General features: G+C 65.2%; 18 protein-coding genes and 1 pseudogene. 9 read left to right on the top strand and 10 right to left on the bottom strand.

Annotation, left to right across the window (positions count from 1 at the left end; genetic code table 11):
• Window positions 1-123: 123 nt before the first annotated feature.
• Window positions 124-527 (bottom strand): annotated as a pseudogene (locus ABG82_RS28090) (hypothetical protein).
• Between the two features lie 73 nt (window positions 528-600).
• On the opposite strand from ABG82_RS28090, the gene rpmH reads away from it, so the two are divergent.
• The 9 genes from rpmH to ABG82_RS27360 all read left to right on the top strand — a co-directional run bounded on the left by rpmH (window position 601) and on the right by ABG82_RS27360 (window position 6,900).
• Complete coding sequence (rpmH, locus tag ABG82_RS27395; protein ID WP_005072119.1) at window positions 601-744, top strand: 50S ribosomal protein L34; 144 nt, start codon at window positions 601-603, stop codon at window positions 742-744.
• A gap of 23 nt (window positions 745-767) precedes the next feature.
• Window positions 768-1,151, top strand: coding sequence for a ribonuclease P protein component (rnpA, locus tag ABG82_RS28085; protein ID WP_078343405.1), 384 nt, complete (start codon window positions 768-770; stop codon window positions 1,149-1,151).
• Window positions 1,148-1,447 (top strand): membrane protein insertion efficiency factor YidD, encoded by a 300-nt coding sequence (yidD, locus tag ABG82_RS28080; RefSeq protein ID WP_078343406.1) that lies wholly within the window; start codon window positions 1,148-1,150, stop codon window positions 1,445-1,447. The genes rnpA and yidD overlap by 4 nt, the downstream gene beginning before the upstream one ends.
• On the top strand, window positions 1,440-2,522 hold the full coding sequence (gene yidC / locus ABG82_RS27385; RefSeq protein ID WP_043079327.1) for a membrane protein insertase YidC: 1,083 nt from the start codon (window positions 1,440-1,442) through the stop codon (window positions 2,520-2,522). Before yidD ends, yidC begins: the two co-directional genes overlap by 8 nt.
• A 42-nt stretch (window positions 2,523-2,564) precedes the next feature.
• Window positions 2,565-3,110 (top strand): Jag family protein, encoded by a 546-nt coding sequence (locus ABG82_RS27380; protein ID WP_043079326.1) that lies wholly within the window; start codon window positions 2,565-2,567, stop codon window positions 3,108-3,110.
• Between the two features lie 48 nt (window positions 3,111-3,158).
• Window positions 3,159-3,872 (top strand): 16S rRNA (guanine(527)-N(7))-methyltransferase RsmG, encoded by a 714-nt coding sequence (rsmG, locus tag ABG82_RS27375; protein ID WP_043079325.1) that lies wholly within the window; start codon window positions 3,159-3,161, stop codon window positions 3,870-3,872.
• A gap of 124 nt (window positions 3,873-3,996) precedes the next feature.
• Window positions 3,997-4,872 carry a ParA family protein gene (locus ABG82_RS27370; protein ID WP_043079375.1) on the top strand — a complete coding sequence of 292 codons (876 nt, stop codon included), beginning with the start codon at window positions 3,997-3,999 and terminating at the stop codon, window positions 4,870-4,872.
• A 64-nt stretch (window positions 4,873-4,936) separates the two neighbouring features.
• Entirely contained in the window at window positions 4,937-5,929 is a 993-nt protein-coding gene (locus ABG82_RS27365) for a ParB/RepB/Spo0J family partition protein (protein ID WP_043079324.1), read from the top strand.
• A gap of 254 nt (window positions 5,930-6,183) precedes the next feature.
• Window positions 6,184-6,900, top strand: coding sequence for a hypothetical protein (locus tag ABG82_RS27360; protein WP_043079323.1), 717 nt, complete (start codon window positions 6,184-6,186; stop codon window positions 6,898-6,900).
• A 25-nt stretch (window positions 6,901-6,925) separates the two neighbouring features.
• Here the strand turns inward: ABG82_RS27360 and ABG82_RS27355 are convergent, their stop codons facing one another.
• From ABG82_RS27355 to ABG82_RS27315, 9 genes are all read right to left on the bottom strand, one after another.
• Window positions 6,926-7,837, bottom strand: a complete 912-nt coding sequence (locus tag ABG82_RS27355) for an MBL fold metallo-hydrolase (RefSeq protein WP_043079322.1) — start codon at window positions 7,835-7,837, stop codon at window positions 6,926-6,928.
• Window positions 7,838-7,949: 112 nt separating this feature from the next.
• Window positions 7,950-9,137, bottom strand: coding sequence for an N-acetylmuramoyl-L-alanine amidase (locus tag ABG82_RS27350; protein WP_043079321.1), 1,188 nt, complete (start codon window positions 9,135-9,137; stop codon window positions 7,950-7,952).
• Window positions 9,138-9,293: 156 nt separating this feature from the next.
• Window positions 9,294-9,698, bottom strand: coding sequence for a thioredoxin (gene trxA, locus ABG82_RS27345; protein ID WP_407661896.1), 405 nt, complete (start codon window positions 9,696-9,698; stop codon window positions 9,294-9,296).
• Window positions 9,653-10,630, bottom strand: a complete 978-nt coding sequence (gene trxB / locus ABG82_RS27340) for a thioredoxin-disulfide reductase (protein WP_043079319.1) — start codon at window positions 10,628-10,630, stop codon at window positions 9,653-9,655. Before trxB ends, trxA begins: the two co-directional genes overlap by 46 nt.
• Before the next feature lie 106 nt (window positions 10,631-10,736).
• Entirely contained in the window at window positions 10,737-11,636 is a 900-nt protein-coding gene (locus ABG82_RS27335) for a hypothetical protein (protein ID WP_043079318.1), read from the bottom strand.
• 85 nt (window positions 11,637-11,721) lie between these two features.
• Window positions 11,722-12,312: an RNA polymerase sigma factor SigM gene (gene sigM / locus ABG82_RS27330; protein ID WP_407661846.1), complete on the bottom strand. Its 591-nt coding sequence runs from the start codon at window positions 12,310-12,312 to the stop codon at window positions 11,722-11,724.
• A 244-nt stretch (window positions 12,313-12,556) separates the two neighbouring features.
• Entirely contained in the window at window positions 12,557-15,991 is a 3,435-nt protein-coding gene (locus ABG82_RS27325; protein ID WP_062826728.1) for a lipid II flippase MurJ, read from the bottom strand.
• On the bottom strand, window positions 15,979-18,270 hold the full coding sequence (locus tag ABG82_RS27320; protein ID WP_043079315.1) for a DUF6049 family protein: 2,292 nt from the start codon (window positions 18,268-18,270) through the stop codon (window positions 15,979-15,981). Before ABG82_RS27320 ends, ABG82_RS27325 begins: the two co-directional genes overlap by 13 nt.
• Complete coding sequence (locus ABG82_RS27315) at window positions 18,267-19,082, bottom strand: NUDIX hydrolase (protein WP_043079314.1); 816 nt, start codon at window positions 19,080-19,082, stop codon at window positions 18,267-18,269. Before ABG82_RS27315 ends, ABG82_RS27320 begins: the two co-directional genes overlap by 4 nt.
• Window positions 19,083-19,122 lie beyond the last annotated feature (40 nt).

Raw genomic sequence — 19,122 nt, 5'->3', positions numbered from 1 at the left:
CGGCGAGCATCTCTCTGGGTGGTAGGGGACACGTCGACATTAGCCCCTTTTCAATGATCGGTCGTGGGTTTCCACACGGTTATCCACAGCTGTGGACAACAAAGCCGACCACCCCCATGGTGGTCATTGTGCGTATACCAGGAGATCGTTTCGGATCACCTGTTCCGGGAACCGGCTAGTCGGTGTCCGACCGCGATCGGCATCGACCAGTGTGGATGGTTCCGATGCATGCGCCCGGTGGAAACGGCATTCGCAGAAGCTAACAGTTTTTGTATCGCCCCGCCAACCGATCCGACGACATGGATGACAACTTTCGTGGAGGTGACAGACTCTTGTGGAGAGGGGATACGGATGTGACGGTTGTGATCAGTTTGACCGGCGCCGAGCAGGTCAGTACCCTCAAACAGTCGCCCGAACGTTGGCGACACGGCCGCGACCCGCACGTCATCAGGGATGAAACCCAGGATTCCGTAGGTACCGCGCCGGTGGCGAGTGAGAAGTACCAACGGACTGATGCGTCTCAGCACATCGCATGCGTCGTGAATTGGCGGCGTGAGTGGTGTTCGTTGAGCACGTGATGGATATAAAGGAGTAAGAGCGGTGGCAAAGGGCAAGCGGACCTTCCAGCCAAACAATCGGCGTCGCGCACGTACCCACGGTTTCCGGTTGCGCATGCGCACCCGCGCGGGTCGCGCCATCATTGCCGGCCGGCGTCGTAAGGGTCGTCGCGAACTGACCGCCTGAGTCTCGGGCGCGGGCAGTAGTCGGTGTTGCCGACTCGACACCGGATGACCAAATCATCCGAATTCCGACAGACCGTCAAGCGTGGAGTACGAAGTGCCCACGCGGACTTGGTGATTCACCTCCAGCGTGGCTGTGTGGGTGCCACCGTTGATCAGGTCGAAGGCCCCAAAGTAGGGCTGATCGTCGGAAAGTCAGTGGGCAGTGCAGTCGTGCGGCATCGAGTGTCGCGCAGGCTCCGGCACGCTGCCGCAGAGCTGCTTCCTCAACTTGAGCCGGTAGACCGCATGGTCATCAGGGCGCTGCCCAGTAGCGGTAGCGCACTCTCGGCAAGTCTGCGACAGCAACTGCGCGACGGAATCGATCGGTCGGCACGACGGCAGGAACCGGCAGCAGAGCGGCGGCCATGAGAAGTCGGCCGGCGCGCGCCGTGATCTTTCTGATCCGTCTGTACCAGACCTGGATCTCGCCGATGCGGCTACCGAGTTGCCGATTCATGCCGACCTGTAGCCAATACGCGGTCGAGGCGTTGAGCGTGCACGGACTGATCCGCGGTGGCTGGTTGGCCAGCATTCGGCTTCTGAAATGTGGACCGTGGCACCACGGTGGATGGGATCCGATACCGGAACGCCATACCAAGCACGGGGATCCAGATAGTCGGGGCGGAGAGCACGTGAGCGTGCGGAGGAGCACAGCGGATGTTTGATTGGTTCAGCCTCGGGTTCATCTATTACCCGGTCTCGGCGATCATGTGGGTTTGGTACAAGCTGTTCGCGTACCTATTGGGCCCCAAGAATTTCTTCGCTTGGGCGCTGTCGGTGATGTTCCTGGTGTTCACCCTGCGAGCGATTCTGTACAAGCCCTTCGTCAGGCAGATCCGGACCACCCGGCAGATGCAGGAGCTGCAGCCGCAGATCAAGGCGCTGCAAAAGAAGTACAAGAATGATCGCCAGCGGATGGCGCTGGAGATGCAGAAGCTACAGCGCGAGCACGGGTTCAACCCGATCCTCGGATGTCTGCCGATGCTGGCACAGATCCCGGTCTTCCTGGGTCTGTTCCATGTGCTGCGATCCTTCAACCGAACGGTCGGCGGTTTCGGCCAGGTGCACATGTCGGTGGCGGAGAACCGGGCGACCGGTAACTACGTTTTCAGTGCCGGCGACGTCGCCAACTTCCTGGATGCCAACCTGTTCGGCGCACCGTTGGGTGCCACGATGATTCAGACCAATGGTCTGGACGCGTTCACCGAATTCAATCGGCTCGCCGTCGCGGGTGTGGCCATACCGCTGATGCTCATCGCGGGTATCGCCACGTACTTCAACAGCCGGGCTTCCATCGCGCGGCAGAGCCCCGAGGCCCAGGCCAACCCGCAGACCCAGATCATGAACCGGCTGGCGCTGTACGTGTTCCCCCTCGGCGTCGTTGTCGGTGGGCCGTTCCTGCCCATCGCGATCATCCTCTACTGGGTGTCCAACAACATCTGGACGTTCGGGCAGCAGCACTACGTCTTCAACCACATCGCCAAGGAAGAAGAAGAGAAGAAGCAAGCGGATCTGGAGCGGCGAGCAGCCAACGCCCCGAAGCCGGGTGCCAAGCCGACCCGTGGAAAGAACCAGCCCGTCAAACAAGCAGACGACTCGGGTAGTACCGAAATCGTGGAGTCCGACGGTACGGACGAGGACAACGGGGGACAGGCTTCCCCGGACTCAACAAATGGATCAGGCACGACGAGCCGTACCCCGAAGCCGGGTGCGCGGCCCGATCGTCGCCGCAAGCGCTAACCGCCCGCGATTCTGTACGGGCGTGACAGAGGGAGAAGAACGATGACCGATCTGGACACTCAAGCCGAAGAGACCACGGCCGAGGCCGCCGTCGCACCCGAGGCCGAGCCGCGTACGGCCGATCTCGAAGAGCGTCTGGTTGCCGAGGGCGAGATCGCCGGCGACTACTTGGAGGAGCTGCTGGATCTCCTCGACTTCGATGGCGATATCGATCTGGACGTCGAAGGCGACCGCGCGATTGTCAGCATCGATGGCGGCAGCGATCTGTCGAAGCTCGTTGGCCGCAAGGGCGAGGTGCTGGACGCGCTTCAGGAGCTGACGCGGCTGGCGGTTCAGCAGAAGTCCGGTGAACGCAGCCGCCTGATGCTGGACATCGCCAACTGGCGTGGGCGGCGTCGCGACGAGCTCGCTGCGCTGGGTACCAAGATCGCTCAGCAGGTGCTCGAGTCCGGCGAGCGCGAAGAGCTCGCCCCGATGACGCCGTTCGAGCGAAAGATCGTGCACGACGCTGTGGCCGCTGTCGACGGTGTGCACAGCGAGAGCGAGGGCGTGGAGCCGTCGCGCCGCGTCGTCGTCCTGCACGACTGACACAAACAAATCTCATCCATGTAATTCTGTGGCCGCGCTCCGGGAGGAATGTTTCACGTGAAACACGGCGAGACCCTCCCGGTGCCGGAGGCCGCTGCCGACATCTTCGGTGAGCGGCTTCCGCTAGCGGTTGAGTACGTCGAGGCGCTCGCCACGATCGGTGTGGAGCGAGGTCTGATCGGACCCCGCGAGACCGACCGATTGTGGGGGCGCCACATTCTTAATAGCGCCGTCCTTGGTGAGTTACTCGAGACCGGGGAGCGCGTAATTGACGTCGGGAGCGGCGCGGGCCTACCGGGTATTCCAGTAGGTATTGCGCGCCCGGACGTCGATATCGTTCTGGTCGAGCCGATGCTGCGCCGCACTGAGTTCCTCCGTGAAATGATCGAGCAGCTGGGGCTGACCAATGTGTCGGTGGTAAGGGGTCGGGCAGAGGAGCCGGGCGTCATCGCCGAGGTTGGTGGGGCGGACGTGGTGACGTCCCGAGCTGTCGCAGCACTGGACAAGATCGCCCGCTGGTCGCTTCCCTTGACGCGGATCGGCGGACGGATGTTAGCGATCAAAGGTGATCGCGCAGACGAAGAAGTACAGCAGTACGGCAGTGCGCTGGGTCCGCTCGGCGCCGACGATGTGAGGGTGGTGCAGTGTGGCACGCGGTACCTCGATTCGCCCACCACGGTGGTGGTCGCGCGGCGGAAAGAATGCGACGGAGACCGTAGGCGGGGAAGCTCCCGCGGCGGTTCGCGGAGGCGGAGCCGATGAGCATCCGATCAAGGAGACGACAGTGAGTAGCGATGAGACCCTCGGGCGAAGCGCACCCAACACCGACGATGTTTCACGTGAAACCGGCGCGGCGAGCGGCGGTCATCGAGCGCCCACTGAGTTCGTGGAGTCCGAGACTCCGATTGGCGCAGCGGCACAGCGTGCGACTCAGTTGAAGCAGGGATCGGTCCGGCTGCCGAAGCCGGCGCAACGGCGGATGCTGACGATCGCCAATCAGAAGGGCGGCGTCGGCAAGACCACGACCGCGGTGAACCTCGCTGCGGCCATGGCGCTGCAAGGCCTGAACGTTCTGGTGATCGACCTCGACCCGCAGGGCAACGCAAGTACCGCACTGGGCGCCGACCATCGCGCCGGTACCCCGTCTTCCTACGAAGTCCTCCTGGGTGAGATCCCCATCCAGGATGCGATCCAGTCCAGCCCGCAGAGCGAGCATCTCTTCTGCGTTCCGGCGACAATCGATCTCGCGGGTGCCGAGATCGAGCTGGTTTCGATGGTCGCGCGCGAGGGGCGACTGCGCACAGCGATTGCCGCGCTGCCCGCCGACGCGTTCGACTTCGTCTTCATCGATTGCCCACCCTCGCTGGGTCTGCTGACGGTCAACGCGCTCGTCGCGGCCAACGAGGTACTCATTCCTATCCAGTGCGAGTACTACGCGCTGGAAGGTGTGGGACAGCTGCTGCGCAACATCGAGCTGGTCCAGGCTCATCTGAACCCGGCGCTGCATGTATCGACGATTCTGCTGACGATGTACGACGGCCGGACCAAGCTGGCCGACCAAGTGGCGGATGAGGTGCGGAGCCACTTCGGTCCGAAGGTATTGGGCTCGGTCATCCCGCGTAGCGTCAAGGTGTCCGAGGCGCCGGGCTACGGAACCAGCGTCCTTGAATACGACCCGGGTTCACGTGGTGCGCTGAGCTACCTGGACGCCGCGCGTGAACTCGCGCAGCGGCCGAGCCCGTCGGCGAGTGATCCACAATGAGTCGGGTGCGCTACGGAAAAATGAGCACGTGTGCGGAGTGGATGCGAAAAGGGAGAAGTAATCGATGAGTCAGTCGGCAGCATCACGGCGTAAGGGCGGCCTCGGCCGCGGGCTGGCGTCGCTCATTCCGACCGCTCCTGTGGACGGCGCGCCGGCCCCGGCTGGTCCCCGATTGGGTGACGCGGCGGCCGATGTCGTCATTGGGGGCGGGCCCGTGGCCCCTGCCGCGGCTGTTGCCCCCACCGCAGATATCGGTGCGGTGTACCGCGAGATCCCGGTGACTGCGATCAAGCCGAACCCCAAGCAGCCACGCCAGGTCTTCGACGAGGAAGCGCTCGCCGAGTTGGTGCACTCGATCCGTGAATTCGGCGTGATGCAGCCGATCGTGGTGCGAGTTGTCGACGGCGGCGACTATCAGTTGGTGATGGGGGAGCGGCGTTGGCGCGCCACGCAAGAAGCCGGATTGGAGACCATTCCGGCGATCGTGCGCGAGACCGCGGACGACAACCTGCTTCGCGACGCGCTGCTGGAGAACATTCACCGCGCTCAGCTGAACCCCTTGGAAGAGGCCGCCGCCTACCAACAGCTTCTCGATGAGTTTGGGGTTACTCACGAGGAACTGGCCTCTCGAATCGGTAGGTCACGACCCGTCATTTCAAACATGATTCGGCTGCTGCGTCTGCCGATCGCGGTGCAGCGCCGCGTCGCGGCGGGGGTGCTGTCGGCCGGGCACGCGCGAGCCTTGCTTGCGCTGGAGAGCGGAGCCGAGGCACAGGAAGAGCTTGCCGCCCGGATCGTGGCGGAGGGGATGTCGGTGCGTGCCGCGGAGGAGGCGGTGACGCTAGCCAATCGCAGCGATGCCCCCAAACCCGCGCCGCGGCGTAGGCCGATCCAGATGCCGGGCCTGCAGGATGTCGCCGAACGACTGTCCGGCACATTCGACACACGCGTGACGGTGAGCCTAGGCAAGCGCAAGGGCAAGATCGTTGTCGAGTTCGGTTCGGTCGACGATTTGCAGCGAATTGTCGATTTGATGTCCGGCGAGGCAACGTCCTAGCCCACAGGGGAGAAACGTCACTGTGACGTGGAACCGGCCGAACATCGCCGCGATTCTGAAAGCAGTTGGAAACTAAGGACTTTCGGCTTGGCAGTGTGATGGTGCCCATCGTCGCGCCGGCCGCCGCTGTTTCCCTGGATCGTGACCACTCCGCCGGGTGCCAAACCAGAAATTTCGCATATCCTTGAAGGGTTGCCGGACGCATGACGCGTGCCGCGCACCATGTTGACCAGACGTGGAGGCGTACTAAACCAGTGTCGGCTCGGATCGTTCCCCTGCGGCTCGATGGTTTCGAGCAGCTGCCCAAGCATGCCCGGCGGTGTGTCTTCTGGGAAGTGGACCCCGCTACCGTCGGCGATGCTCAGCACCTATCGGACCCCGAGTTCGAAAAGGAGGCGTGGCTGTCAATGGTCATGCTCGAGTGGGGGTCATGCGGTCAGGTTGCGGTGACGGGACCGCAGTCCCGCCCGACAACCGCGGGGTACGCGCTCTATGCACCGCCCGGGGTGGTGCCCCGGGCGCGATTGTTTCCCACGGCGCCGGTCAGTGCCGATGCGATTCTGTTGACCTCACTGGGGGTGGAGCCGGGACACGAGTCAGATGGCCTGCCGCATAGCATCATCGCCAATGTGGTCGCCGAACTGGTGCGTCGTGGTGTGCGCGCGTTGGAGGCGTTTGGTCGCACCAGTGAAACACTGGGAATGTGTGAGGGTTCGTTGGCCCGCCATCCCGGAGCCCCAGATGTGCTGGGTGAGTGCACTATCGAGCAATGCATGATCGACGTGGACTTCCTGAAGGATGTTGGCTTCACGGTTGTCGCGCCGCATCAGCACTTCCCGCGGCTACGGTTGGAGCTGGATCGGGGGCTCGGCTGGAAGGCCGAAGTGGAGGCAGCGCTGGAGCGGCTGCTCGAGTCGGTGCAAATCCCGCAGCCGGCCGGTGCCGGACCGGTAGTGGGTGCCGCGTTCTAGCGGTGCCGCAACGGAATTCGAGCCACTACCCGATATCCGCCCGGATACCCCAGTCAAACCCGGTACCGCTGCGGCGCACGCTCAGCGGTGAGTGCGCCGGGAAATGTGCGGTGAGTAGTCGGAGGTTCTCGTCGGCGCAGCGCTCGAGTAGCGCGTGGCGCGTGGCGATCGCCTCCAGGGGATCGGCATCGGCATAGAACGGTAGGTCCGGGAACTGTGCCTGCATGGGGTGATGGAGTGCGTCACCGGCAATGAGTAGCCCGCCATCTGATGAGCCGATCTCAATGGCCAGGTGCCCAGGTGTGTGGCCGGCCGCATCGACCGTACTGATGCGAGTGGAGCCGTGAGAGTGGAGCACTTGCCCAGAGGCGACGAGATCATGCGGTGCGCGCTCCAGGATCGGCAGAATGCTGTCTTGGTACACCCAACCGCCGTTGTTCTCCCAGTGATCGATAGGCGCTGATTCCCATTGGGACCGAATGGAATTGAGTTCGGTGCGGTGAAATAGGTAGCGGGCGTTGGGAAATGTGGGCTGCCACGTGCCGTCGATCAGCCGCGTGTTCCAACCGCAGTGGTCCAGGTGCAGATGGGTGTTGATCACCAGATCGACGTCTTCGGGGGTATATCCGGCTTGCTTGAGACGGATCAGGTAGTCGGTATCAAGCATATGAAGGTCCGGAAACAGCGGACGGTTCTTGTGATTACCTGAGCAGGTGTCGACGATGACAACGGTGCCCGCGAGCTCGATGACATAGTTGTGGATGGCGAAGATAAGTTCGGCACCGTCAATGGAGACGGCCGACGGCGCATAGGTGGCGCGGACAAACGCGAGCTGCTCATCGGTAAGAGCGGGGTACCAATCGCGCGGTTTGATAGGCCACACATCTAATTCGGTGAGCTGAGTGACGGTTGCATCGCCCACGGTGAAAGTCTTCACAGACGCGAAAAACGTAGGGAAAGCGGAACGTATTCCTCGAGGGGTGCACCGAAGGGGGTACCGGGCGCGTCACTGTGACGAAAGCCGGGCAACCGGGGGGAAAGCGAGAAAACTAGCTTCCGGCGGACAATTCGTGGGCCAGCAGCTCATCGAAGGTGAATGTGCCGGTGGGACGGTCGTTCTTGCCCAGCAGGTATACGCGCTTCACGGCAGCCAGAATCGACTCGGCCACGACATCGCGGTAGTGCGCGGAGCTGAGAACGGAGACATCGCTGGGGGAGGTGATGTACCCGATGTCGACCTGTACGGTAGGCATCCGGGTGAGACGAAGCAGATCCCAGGTACGGCCGTGGGCCCGACAGTCGCGTAAACCGGTGCGCGCCGCCACTTCCCGCTGAATGAAGTCGGCCAGCATATGTCCGATGGTGGACACCGAACCGTGCAGGTTGCCGAAGTGGTAGGACGCGACCCCGCTGGCGGCGACGGTCGGGTGCGAGTCGAAGCGCAGGCTGATCATCAGATCGGCACCCACGTTGTTGGCGTAGGTTGCCCGTTCGATATCGGTGGGGTTGTTCTGGATGGCGCGCGAGATGTAGGTGTCCATCCCGATCGCAGTCATGCGGCCCTCAAGGCGACTTGCCAAGTCCCACAAGATATCTGCTTCGCTGGTGGGACCTTCGCGACCCGGCACGATGCGGCCGTGATCGGCACCGCCGAGGCCGGGGTCGATCACGATGCGCTTGCCCGACAACTGCGGGCCGGCATTGCGAACATGTTCGGTCTCACGAATTGCGTGCGCCGAGCCGCCAGTCACGTGGCGACCCAGCAACTGGAAGGAGCGCAGGGTCTCGGGTCCGCAGATACCGTCCGCGGTCAGTCCGTACTCACGTTGGTACGACATGAGCGAGTTGTAGGTCTGCAAACCGAAGTTCCCATCGACCAGCCCGGTGTAGAAGCCGAGATCCTGCAGACGTTTCTGCAGGGTGGCCACATCGTCGCCGTACATCGGTGCGGAGAACTGGTGAAAGAGCGTGCGTGCGCCGAGCCGGTAGGAGGCTTCCTTCAGCGTGCGATAGGTCGCCGGACCGACGATGCCATCGACTAACAGGCCCCGGCACTGCTGAAACGCGCGCACGGCGTCGTGCAGCGTCGCGTCGAAGCGATCCACCATGACGTGCCGACCGGTGGCCAGCACCTCATCGGGGTCCTCCAGGAACCCGAGTGCCGTCAGCACTTCGCGCACCTCGGTGACGGCCGGGCCTCGATCGCCGTGGCGAATGTTCGACGCGCCTGTCGTCATACTCCGCCTTTCGCCGCCTTCGCGGCCCTATCTGAGGAACCGCACCGCCACCGACCCCGGCACGAGCTGCCGATCGTCGCTGGCGGCACCATTGTCTCAGATGCCTACGGGATGAGCGAAACTCTCGGCCCGGTTATGTGACCCATGTTGGGCTGGTTAGACGACGCCGTCTAGCTCACGCAGCAACGCCGACTTGCTCTTGGCGCCGACGATCCGCTTGGTGGCCTCACCGTTCTGGAACAGGATCAGGGTGGGGATCGAGGTCACCTGGAACGCACGTGCGGTCTCCGGGTTGGCGTCGACATCGAGCTTGGCGATGGTCAGCGCTTCACCGTGATCCTTCGCGATCTCCTCCAGCACGGGTGCCACCATCTTGCAGGGCCCGCACCAGGTCGCCCAGAAATCCACCAGCACAGGCTTGTTGCTGGAGACAACGTCGTCCTGGAACGAGTCATCGGTGACGGTAACGGTCGCGCGGTCGCTCATGGTTCTCCTTTGATCAGTGGCGGTTGAGACTAAGCCTCGATGAGGGTCTGCGAATGTGCCGTCTCGGCAAGCCAGCGCTCGGCGTCAATCGCTGCGGCACAACCGCTTCCGGCGGCGGTGACAGCCTGCCGGTAGGTGCGGTCTACCAGGTCACCGGCGGCGAACACTCCCTCCAGCGAGGTGTAGGTGCTGCGATCACGCACCAGCACGTATCCGTCGGGATCGACGTCTACCACGTCCTTGACGAGTTCGCTGCGTGGGTCGTGGCCGACGGCGACGAACATACCGGTGACGGGCAGCTGGGAGGCCTCACCGGTGAGGGTGTTCTCCAGCTTGAGACCGGTCACCGAGTCACTGCCCTCAACCTCGACGATCCGGGTGTTCGTGAGCACTGTGATCTTAGGATCCGAGTAGGCGCGCTCCAGCATGATCTTGGAGGCGCGGAACTCGTCGCGGCGGTGTATCAGGGTGACGCTGCGGGCAAATCGTGTGAGGAAGGTCGCTTCTTCCATGGCGGAGTCGCCGCCGCCGATCACGGCGATGTCCTGGTCCTTGAAGAAGAATCCGTCGCAGGTGGCGCAGGAGCTCACGCCGCGGCCCAGCAGGGTGTCTTCGCCGGGAACCCCCAGGTACCGCGGTGCGGCTCCCATGGCCAAGATGACGGCTCGGGCGCGGTAGACCTCGTCACCGACCGTGACAGTCTTGACGGGGCCCCGCAGGGACACCTCATCGACATCCTCGGTGCGCAGGTCGGCGCCGAAGCGGATGGCCTGCTCACGCATCTGATCCATGAGATCGGGGCCCATGATTCCCTCGCGGAAGCCGGGGTAGTTCTCGACCTCGGTGGTGGTCATCAGGGCGCCACCGAACTGGGTGCCCTCGAAAACGATGGGCTTGAGCTGTGCGCGGGCCGCGTAGACCGCCGCCGTGTACCCAGCGGGTCCCGAGCCGATGATGATGAGCTCGTGGATATCCGAGTCGGTCCCGGTGGACGGAGCCTGAGACATGCGGTTCCCTTCTGAGGCGATCTGTTTGCCTGATTCCACAGGCCGTGCGAATGCTGAAACAACAGCCTAGAGCGGGATGTTCCACGCCGGGCGGGCGGTGGGAGATCTACCGGCCGGGTGTCGCGCCGATTCGGGTCTGGGCCACTCGCTGCGGGTCGGACTGGCTGCACCCGGGCCGCACGGCCACGGCAAGCAGCTCACCCGGACGCTCAGCGGGCACCACCATGAGCACCGCGGGGCCATCGATATCGAGAGTCTGTGCGCCGAGCACCGGTGTGGAGGCGGAGAGCCCGAGGCCGGTGAGGCAGGATGCGCGCCGGGCGGCGTCATCGAGAGCACCAAACGCGGGTGTACGGCCCACAAGTGCGGTGACATCGTTCCCGGAAAGCGGGAAGGGGGTCTGGCCCATGGCGCCCTGCGCAGGCAAGTCCGGCGCCACCGGGGCGGCCGTCTTGGGTGCGATCTGCTGGGACAGCGAAGGCCCGGCAATGGCCGTGGTGGTCTGTGCGGCGCGCTGGTGATTCTGGGCGACCACGGTGATCGCGACGGCAACGCAGGCCGCCGCGGCCAGCCCGGCCCCGGAGTAGGCGAGCCAACGGCGCTTTGCCGCGGGGCGCCGCCGATGGTCCAGCGGGACAGGCCCGGTCACCAGGTTGAGACTGGCGTCGGCTGGCCGTGTGGAGCCTTCAGCTACTGCGGGCAACGTGGGCTTGGCGGACTCGGCGCGTAATGCGGCAACGATGTCATCGACAACGGACTCGGGCACCTCGGGCGCGGGACTATCCAGCCAAGCCACCAACTCGGCGCGCACCTGATCGAGGGCTGCCAGCGTCTGACGAGCGCCCGGATCTTGGTCTGCGCGTTGCCTAAGCACGTCGGCATCGCCGGTGTCGTAGACACCGGCGTGGAGGTCGGCCAAGACCTCTACTGACAGTGGCACCTCGGCGAGGTTCACCTTGTCGAGATTACCTTCGTCATCGGAACCACCCGGCTGGTTGCTGACCATTTGTGTTCATTGTTCCCATATCCAGCTACCGCCCGCCACGGCCGTTGCCCAATTGGTGAGCGGATCGTGACACGCTGATACACGGTTAGTAGTCGATGGTTTCCGGTTCGACCGAGCCGGCCTTGTCCAGGTAATGCAGGGCGACGGCCAACCGTGCGCGGGCACGCGCACAACGGCTCTTCACCGTGCCCTCGGGCACACCGAGCAGCTCAGCGGCATCGGCGACCGAGTATCCCTGCATGTCGACCGCGATAACCGCGGCGCGCTGCTCGGCGGGCAGCCGCAGCAGGGCCTTCTGGATGACGATCGAGGTATCGACATTGGTCGACGGATCCTCGAGGGTGTAGACGTCTTCTTCCAGCTCTATGGGGCTGTGCGCCTTATTGCGGCGCATCCGGTCCAGACAGGCGTTGACCACGATGCGGTACAACCAGCTGGTGACGGCGGCGTCATTGCGGAAATTGGCAGCTCCGCGGTGTGCCGACAGCATCGCTTCCTGCAGCGCGTCAGCGGCATCCTCGGGGGTACGGCTGGTGGCCCGGGCCAGTCGGTAGAGCCGACGGTGGTGGCGGCGGAACAGCTGTTCGAAAGCTGAGGGATCGCCGGCGACATGAGCGGCCAACAACTCGGCGTCCGAGTGTTGAGGAGCGGTGAGAACCCCCTGAACCATGCCCACACGCGCACAGTAATCAAAAATGGGGGGTGCCGTCGACCGCGAGGGCACCCCACAGCAAACTGTTATACAACTTTCAACAATCCGTAACGGCGATATCCGTAACTGACCAACCTGAACCCCAGTTCAGCGCCCTGATCTTAGGTTGCCATCGGGTTTCAACTACCGCGAAAAATATAGCGCCGAAATCTGTGGATCGTTACCGAAACCCCTTCGGTAACGGGTCGACTCTCAGACGATCGTGCAGCTAGGACGCAGTTGACACCGTGATTTCGCTGAGCTCCGCATGGTGATCTCCGTTGGTCGCGCCCAGCTTGTTGATCCACACCAGCACATGCGAGACCTGAGAGCTGCTGGTGATGGGAATCGTGGTTTTGCCGGACTGCAGTGTGGCGGTTGCCGAGATCTCCTTGGTGTCATTCAGAGAGCCCGGGGTGGCCGAGTCGGCGGAGCGGATCTGCACTTGCGTTCCGACACTGTGCGATTCGATGGTGACGCTGCTCAGAGCACTGGGGGACTGCAGATCCAGCAGCAGACCCACACCGGGCTTGAAGAGGTCTGGAAAGGGATCGGCTTGGGTGTAGGTGTCAGTGGTCCACGACGTCGAAGGGTTCCCATCGATTGCCAGCCCCGCCTTGCCGGGCTGGTCGGCGTCGGGGCCAGGGGGAAAGACGGTCGCCTGCACGATCTTGGCCGGGCTACCTGGCTTAGCCGTCTCGGCACTGGAGGACTGCGTCGGCAGGCCGATGCCGATGTTGATCTTGTCGAGCGGTCCGACGTCACCGAAGATCCGTGTGACCCAGACACCGAGCGCGATGCACAGCGCGATGACCAAGACACCCACGACGCCCAGCCCGATCAGGAAGATCCTGCGGTGACGCGCGGCCTCCTCCGGATCCTCGTCGTCGAGGTCGTCATATTCCTCGTCGTCGGCGGAATCAGCCGGGGCCTCAAATCCTTGGCGACGGTTGACGTTGAACGCCTGGGTGGGAGCCGCGGCGGCGGGCTCGAGCATGGTGGTGTGGTCGACGCTCGCGATGGCCGATTCCAGGCCGTCGAGAAGATCGGCGGCAGAGCCGGGATCATCGCTCAGCGCGCGGGCCGCGACATCGGAGATCTCGTCGGGCACGGTGGGGACGATGATGCGGGCCTCGACCGGCAGGCCATCGGGAGCGCGATTGGCGGCGGGCAGGCCACTGGGCTGGCCGGTCTCGGCGAGCGGCCAGCGGCGAGTGGTCAGCGCATAGAGAGCGGCGCCCAGCCCGTGCACGTCCTCGTCGGCGCTGGCCGAGGTCAACGTGGCGGGGAAGGCCAGAACGGCGTCCCCGTCGATGCTGATGCGCACCCGGTCGGGGTGGTCGATGCTGAGCGCGGACCCCGCCTCGAAGGCCGCGTCGGCGGCCTCGGCCAGGGACCGGATCGCGCGACTGGCACCTACCGCGGACGGCTCGGTATCGGCGACCTCGCGCAGCGAACCGCCGCGGACCCACTGCGCGACCACGATGCCGCCGGTGCCCTCATGTACCGCGTCCAGCACCCGGGCCAGGCCCGGTGACTCGATCTTGCTGAGCCGCAACGTGTTCGACAGGATGTCCTGCACCTGATCGGAACTGAAGGTGGCGCCGTCGATGATCGTGAGCGCCACCGGCCGATTCAGCTCGGTATCGGTGGCCTGCCAGAACTGCAGCCCGGCCGGACCGCCGTGCGAGGTGAGCAGGCGGTATCGGCCGTTGGCGATGCTGGCACCGGGCCTCACGGAGGTGGGAAGTGGGCCCGTCGACGGGGACTGGGTGGAAACTGGCCGAGTCGATGACCCCGGGGTGTCGGTCACAGCCCTGCCCTTTCTCGTATCAGCACCGCCCCCGTGCGCTGGTTTGTTTGCGGTTGTCGACTCGACGGCATCGCTGCCGCCGACTCGATCACCCGAATCAGGGTACGGCAGGGTTGGCTCGGGGGAGTTGCCCATAACCGAAGCGTGATCTTGAGGGCCGGTCCCGAGGCGGCCGCCCAGGCGGCGTTGCAGCATGGCGACCACGCTCAGGGCCTCGGGAAGCTTGACGGCAACCATGACGGCGAAGGTCACCGCCAGCATGACGATGCCGAGGATGACCAGTCGCAGGATGGAGCCGGGACCGCCGCCACGCGCGGTGAGCAGGTCCAGGCCGACGCCGCGGTCGAGGCCCACACCGATGACGGCGGCGGTCGCCGAGGCGGCGAGCGTGACCAGCACCGTGCGGGCCACGTCCGGGCCGATGAGCGATCCCGCCGCGCCTCCCAGGCTGCGGCGCAACAACAGGTACCCACAGATGGCACCCGCGACGAATCCGAGACCGTTGGCGGCACCCAGATATGCCGCGACCAGGCTGGGGTCGTCGGTGAGGTGGGGAGCGATGACCGAGCCGATGATCTTGACGGCTGTGATCACGATGATCATCAGCGTGGGTGTCCATGCCTCGTGGCGTGCATAAAACACCCGAAGTTGTAGCAGCACAAGAGCATACGGGACCAATGTGAATGCGGAGAGCGAAATAGACAAGCCCAGGTAGTGGGCGGACCCGAGCCCGAAATTCCCGTAGGCGAACAGTGCGGGACCCATCGCCGGCCCGCAGACGGTCATCACGGCCACCACCGGGAGCAGCACGGTCATGGTCAGCCGGGTGGCCAGCGCCATGTCGCCGAGCACGGCGGGGGTGTCCTCGGCCGCCGCGTTGCGGCTGAGCCGCGGCATGATCGCCGTCAGAATGGTTACCCCGACCACCCCGTACGGCAGTTGCAGGATCATCCAGGTCTGGTTGTAGATGATCGGACCGGAATCGGCTGCGCCGGCGGCGATCCGGTTGGTGATCACGAAGCCGAGCTGACTGATCGCCACGTAGGCGAACATGGCCGCCGCCATCCCGGCGAACTGCTTCAGGCGGTCGTCGATCCCCCACAGCGGGCGCATAGGGATCTGTTGGCGACGGATCGCCGGGACCAACACCAGAGCCTGAGTCACCACGCCCAGCGTGGTGCCGATACCGAGCACCAAGAGCTTCGGATCACTCATCCGTGTCGGGTTGATCGTGAGCTCGCCGGGCATCAGCCAGTACAGGACGAGGGTGACGATGGCGACGACGTTGTTCCATACCGGGGCCCAGGCGGGCGGCCCGAATACGTTGCGGGTGTTGAGAATCGCCATGAACACCGACGAAAGGCCGTAGAAGAAGATCTGCGGCAGCAGCAGATATGCCAGCGCCGTGGTCAGTGCCGCGTCGACCTTTGTGTCGGCGCCGAGCAACACCGAGGCAAGCAAGGGCGCGGCCAGCACGGAGAGCGCGGTAGTCACCAACAGCAGCGTGGTGACGATGGTCAACAGCTTGCGGATGAAGGCCTGACCGCCGTCGGCGTCCTCGCGCTCGGCACGGGTGAGTACCGGGATGAAGATGGCGGTGAAGGTGGCCTCGAGCACCAGCGCGGCAATGATGTTGGGCAGCTGGTTGGCGGTCGAGAACGCGCTGGCGGACGCCGCGCCCAGCGCGGCGGTGATCAGGAGCAGCTTGATGAATCCGGTGATCCGGCTGACCAGGGTGGCCACCGCCATCGACCCTGAGTGTGCGACGACTGCCGCGTCGGACAGCTCCTCGATGGTGTCGTCGGATTCGGGATCGGGCAGCGGGTCCAGGGGCCGCCTCACGGCTGCCAGCCTTCGTCGTCGCGGTCCAGATCGGCGCGGTCCGGTTGGCCGCGGAACCGGTGCCACAGGCGGCGGCCCGTCAGGACGAACAGCACGGTGGCGGCGGTGATGGTGATGAAGAACAGTGGCTTGCCGTACGCGTTGGAATGCACCGACAGACGCACCGGGTCGCCCAACGGCAGACCATCGGGTGTGTGCAGCGTGACGTCCACCGCCATCCGCTGCGACACGTTGACCTCCACGGGTACCTTCACCGGCAGAAATCCTGGCGGAATCTCCTGCACCCCAACGTCTGTCGCGCTCATACCGGCGGGAGTCTCGACACGCAGGGTCACCCGGATAGGTACCGGAAGCTCGTTGCGCAGCACCAGCGGCAGCGGGCTGTGTTCGGTGGCCAGGGTGTATGACCCGCCCGGATTGACGACGGTGACCGCGTTGAACAGATCACCGACCGTGCGTCTGATGGCGGCCAGGCGTTCGCGCGCGGCGTCGTCACGGGCATCGGTGGGGACGCTTTGACTCACCGCGCGCAACGCGTCCTGGCGCAGCGGGTCGGTGTACTGAGCGCCGGTGAGCCCGGTGCGCGCGTCTGCCGTCAGCGCCGCGGTGAGTCCCCACAGCCGCCGCACCTCGTCGCCGAGGCCCTGCGATACCCAGTCATCGATGGCCTGTGGTGAGTCCACGCCAAAGGAAGCGTCCACCGGATTCGGCTGGGCACCTGCCCGCGCCTCGCCGATGACGGTGGCCAGCGGGCGCGGCATCGCCAGACCGGCATGCAGCAGCGTGGACGTCGCGGACAGGATCGAGCGGGCCTCGCCGTCGGACAGATCCCAGGTGGCATCCGGCAGCAGGATCGCCTGGCGCGGTGTCTGCTGCGGACTGAGCGCCTGCCAGGCCATGGCCCCCAGCGCGTCCTGGATGCGTGCGACGCGCGAGTCATGTTGCAGGGCAAAGCGAAGCGACTGGGGCACATAGTCGGGGGTGGTGGGGTCCCGTCCGAGGGCGCTCAGTGCGGCGCCCACCGACGGGTCAAAGGGAGCGGCGACCAGCGTGTCGGACACTCGCCGTGGATTGAAGTCGGGCGGCGTCTCCTGCACCGGGGGCAGGGGAGCGACCGCGACGGTCGGGCCCTGCGCGGTGAGCAGGTTTATGCCGGCCGCCGAGAGCTGGCTGTCGCCCAGCAGTGTGGCGCCGCGCAGGCTGCCGACTCCCAGAATCTGATCGAGCACATCGGCGGCACCGGTGGTGGCCTGATGGGCCAGGCCGTCGTCGGCCATCGTGGCGACCGCGTCCAAACTTGCCTGGGCATAGGGCAGGGGGGTCACACACATGTGTTTGGCCATGGTGCGCAGCCGGTCGAGCCAGGCGGTGGCCAGCCCTTGCCCGGTACCGGGATGCACGGGGCCGGCCGGATCGGCCGCGTTGTCGAGAACCTGGTAGTTCTGCGTCATCTCGTTGACGGTCACCAGTAGATCGGGATCAACCGCCACACAGACCGTGCGGGCGAGATCGCCCTTGGGGTCGACGGCGGGCTCGGTCGCGAACTCCAGGGCGCCTAGTAGAGCGTCCAACCGCCCGCCGGGAGAAATCGAGCGCTCCAGCTGATCGTCGAGCAGCCGCACCGGCGTCGGGCCGCCGGGTTGACCCGGCGCCAGCCGTGGACGATCGGCCAGCGGCCACAGCAGTGTCAGGCCCACCGGGCGGGAGGTGTCGGGAGCGACTTCGGGTTCGGATCCGGCGCTTGTCGGCGGCGGGACGCCGAGAACCGGTAGCAGGAACCGGGCGTCGTCGAGGCGCGCGGCGGCTCCGTAATCCGGGGTGCCGTTGACGTTGACCAGCGCCGGATAGACCCCGGGGGTTTCGATGTTCCAGTTCGGCCCGGTACCCCCGCGCAGCGGGAAGGCGAGACTGAAGGGGCGCTGCTGCCCCTGCTCGAGAGTTCCTGCGACGGTGACGAATTCGCCGACTGGCCGGTACTGGTCATGATGCCCGTGCAGGTTCGCGCGGAGGTCGGCGCTAGAGCTCACCGCATCGGCGCGCTCCAGGCGGACCACCACATCGGTGACCGGGCGATCTCCGACATTGGCGACGGTGCCCCGGATGGTCACCATCGAGTCGACGGTGGTGACGGTCTGCGGATTCACCTCGTCGATGACAACCTTGAGAAACTGACCGTCACGGTAGGCCTGGGCGCGTGGGGCGGACCACGGTGCGCCGAGCAGGACAAGCGCGAGGACGGCAAGTACTGCCGCCACACGCGTCGCGTTGCGATGCGTGGGTCGGATCATTGTTGTTGTCCGCGCCCGGATCGTCGGCCCGGTGTCCTGTGCGTGCTGGAGTGCGTTTGAGGACGGCGTCGTGGTGCGGAGGGCGGCAAGGGAGGCAGAGCGGCCGGACCGCCCGTGTGGAGCTTGTCGATGAGATCACCGGCGACTTCGGCCAGCCGTCGCTCATCGGCGTAGGCGAGCCGGGTGGGGAGCTCCTCGAGCGGCACCCAGGCGACCTCGGTGACCTCGACATCGTCATCGGACAGCTCGCCGCCCAGGGAGCGCATCAGGTAATGGTGCACCGTTTTGTGCACGCGCCGGCCTTCGGTGACGAACCAGTAATCGATGCTGCCGAGCGCGGCGAGCACGCTGCCCCGGATTCCTGTCTCCTCGGCGACCTCACGGATGGCGGTCTGTTCGGCCGTCTCGCCCTGCTCGATATGCCCCTTGGGCAGTGACCACAGCATGCGGCCGCGCCGGTCGGTGCGCCCGATGAGGGCAGCCACCTGATCGTCCTTGGGGCCATCGATCCCGGCGATGACCAGGCCACCGGCCGAGGTTTCACGGACCGTGCGCAGCGCCGAGCCCGCAGGCCGGCCCTTGACGCGGCCACGGCCTTTTCCAGTGGCGCCGTTGGTTCCGTTGGCCGCATGTGGAGCCTCAGCGGCCGGGGAGGGCGCCGGAGTATTGGCGCTTTGCGCCCGGCCCTGTGCACGACCTTGCGATCGGTTGCGCCGACCGCGGCGCGACCCTCTGCCGCGCGCCGAGGCGGGTTCCGAGCCCGGTTCATCCGACGACCCACCCGTGCGGGAACCGCCGGAGGAGTCAGACACCCATGTGATAGTAGTTCCCGCTACTGAGAGCCCCTGCGAT

Origin of the sequence: Mycobacteroides immunogenum, assembly GCF_001605725.1 — a bacterium.
GTDB classification, from domain to species: Bacteria; Actinomycetota; Actinomycetes; order Mycobacteriales; family Mycobacteriaceae; genus Mycobacterium; species Mycobacterium immunogenum.
This window is presented reverse-complemented; position numbering and strand designations above follow the sequence as displayed.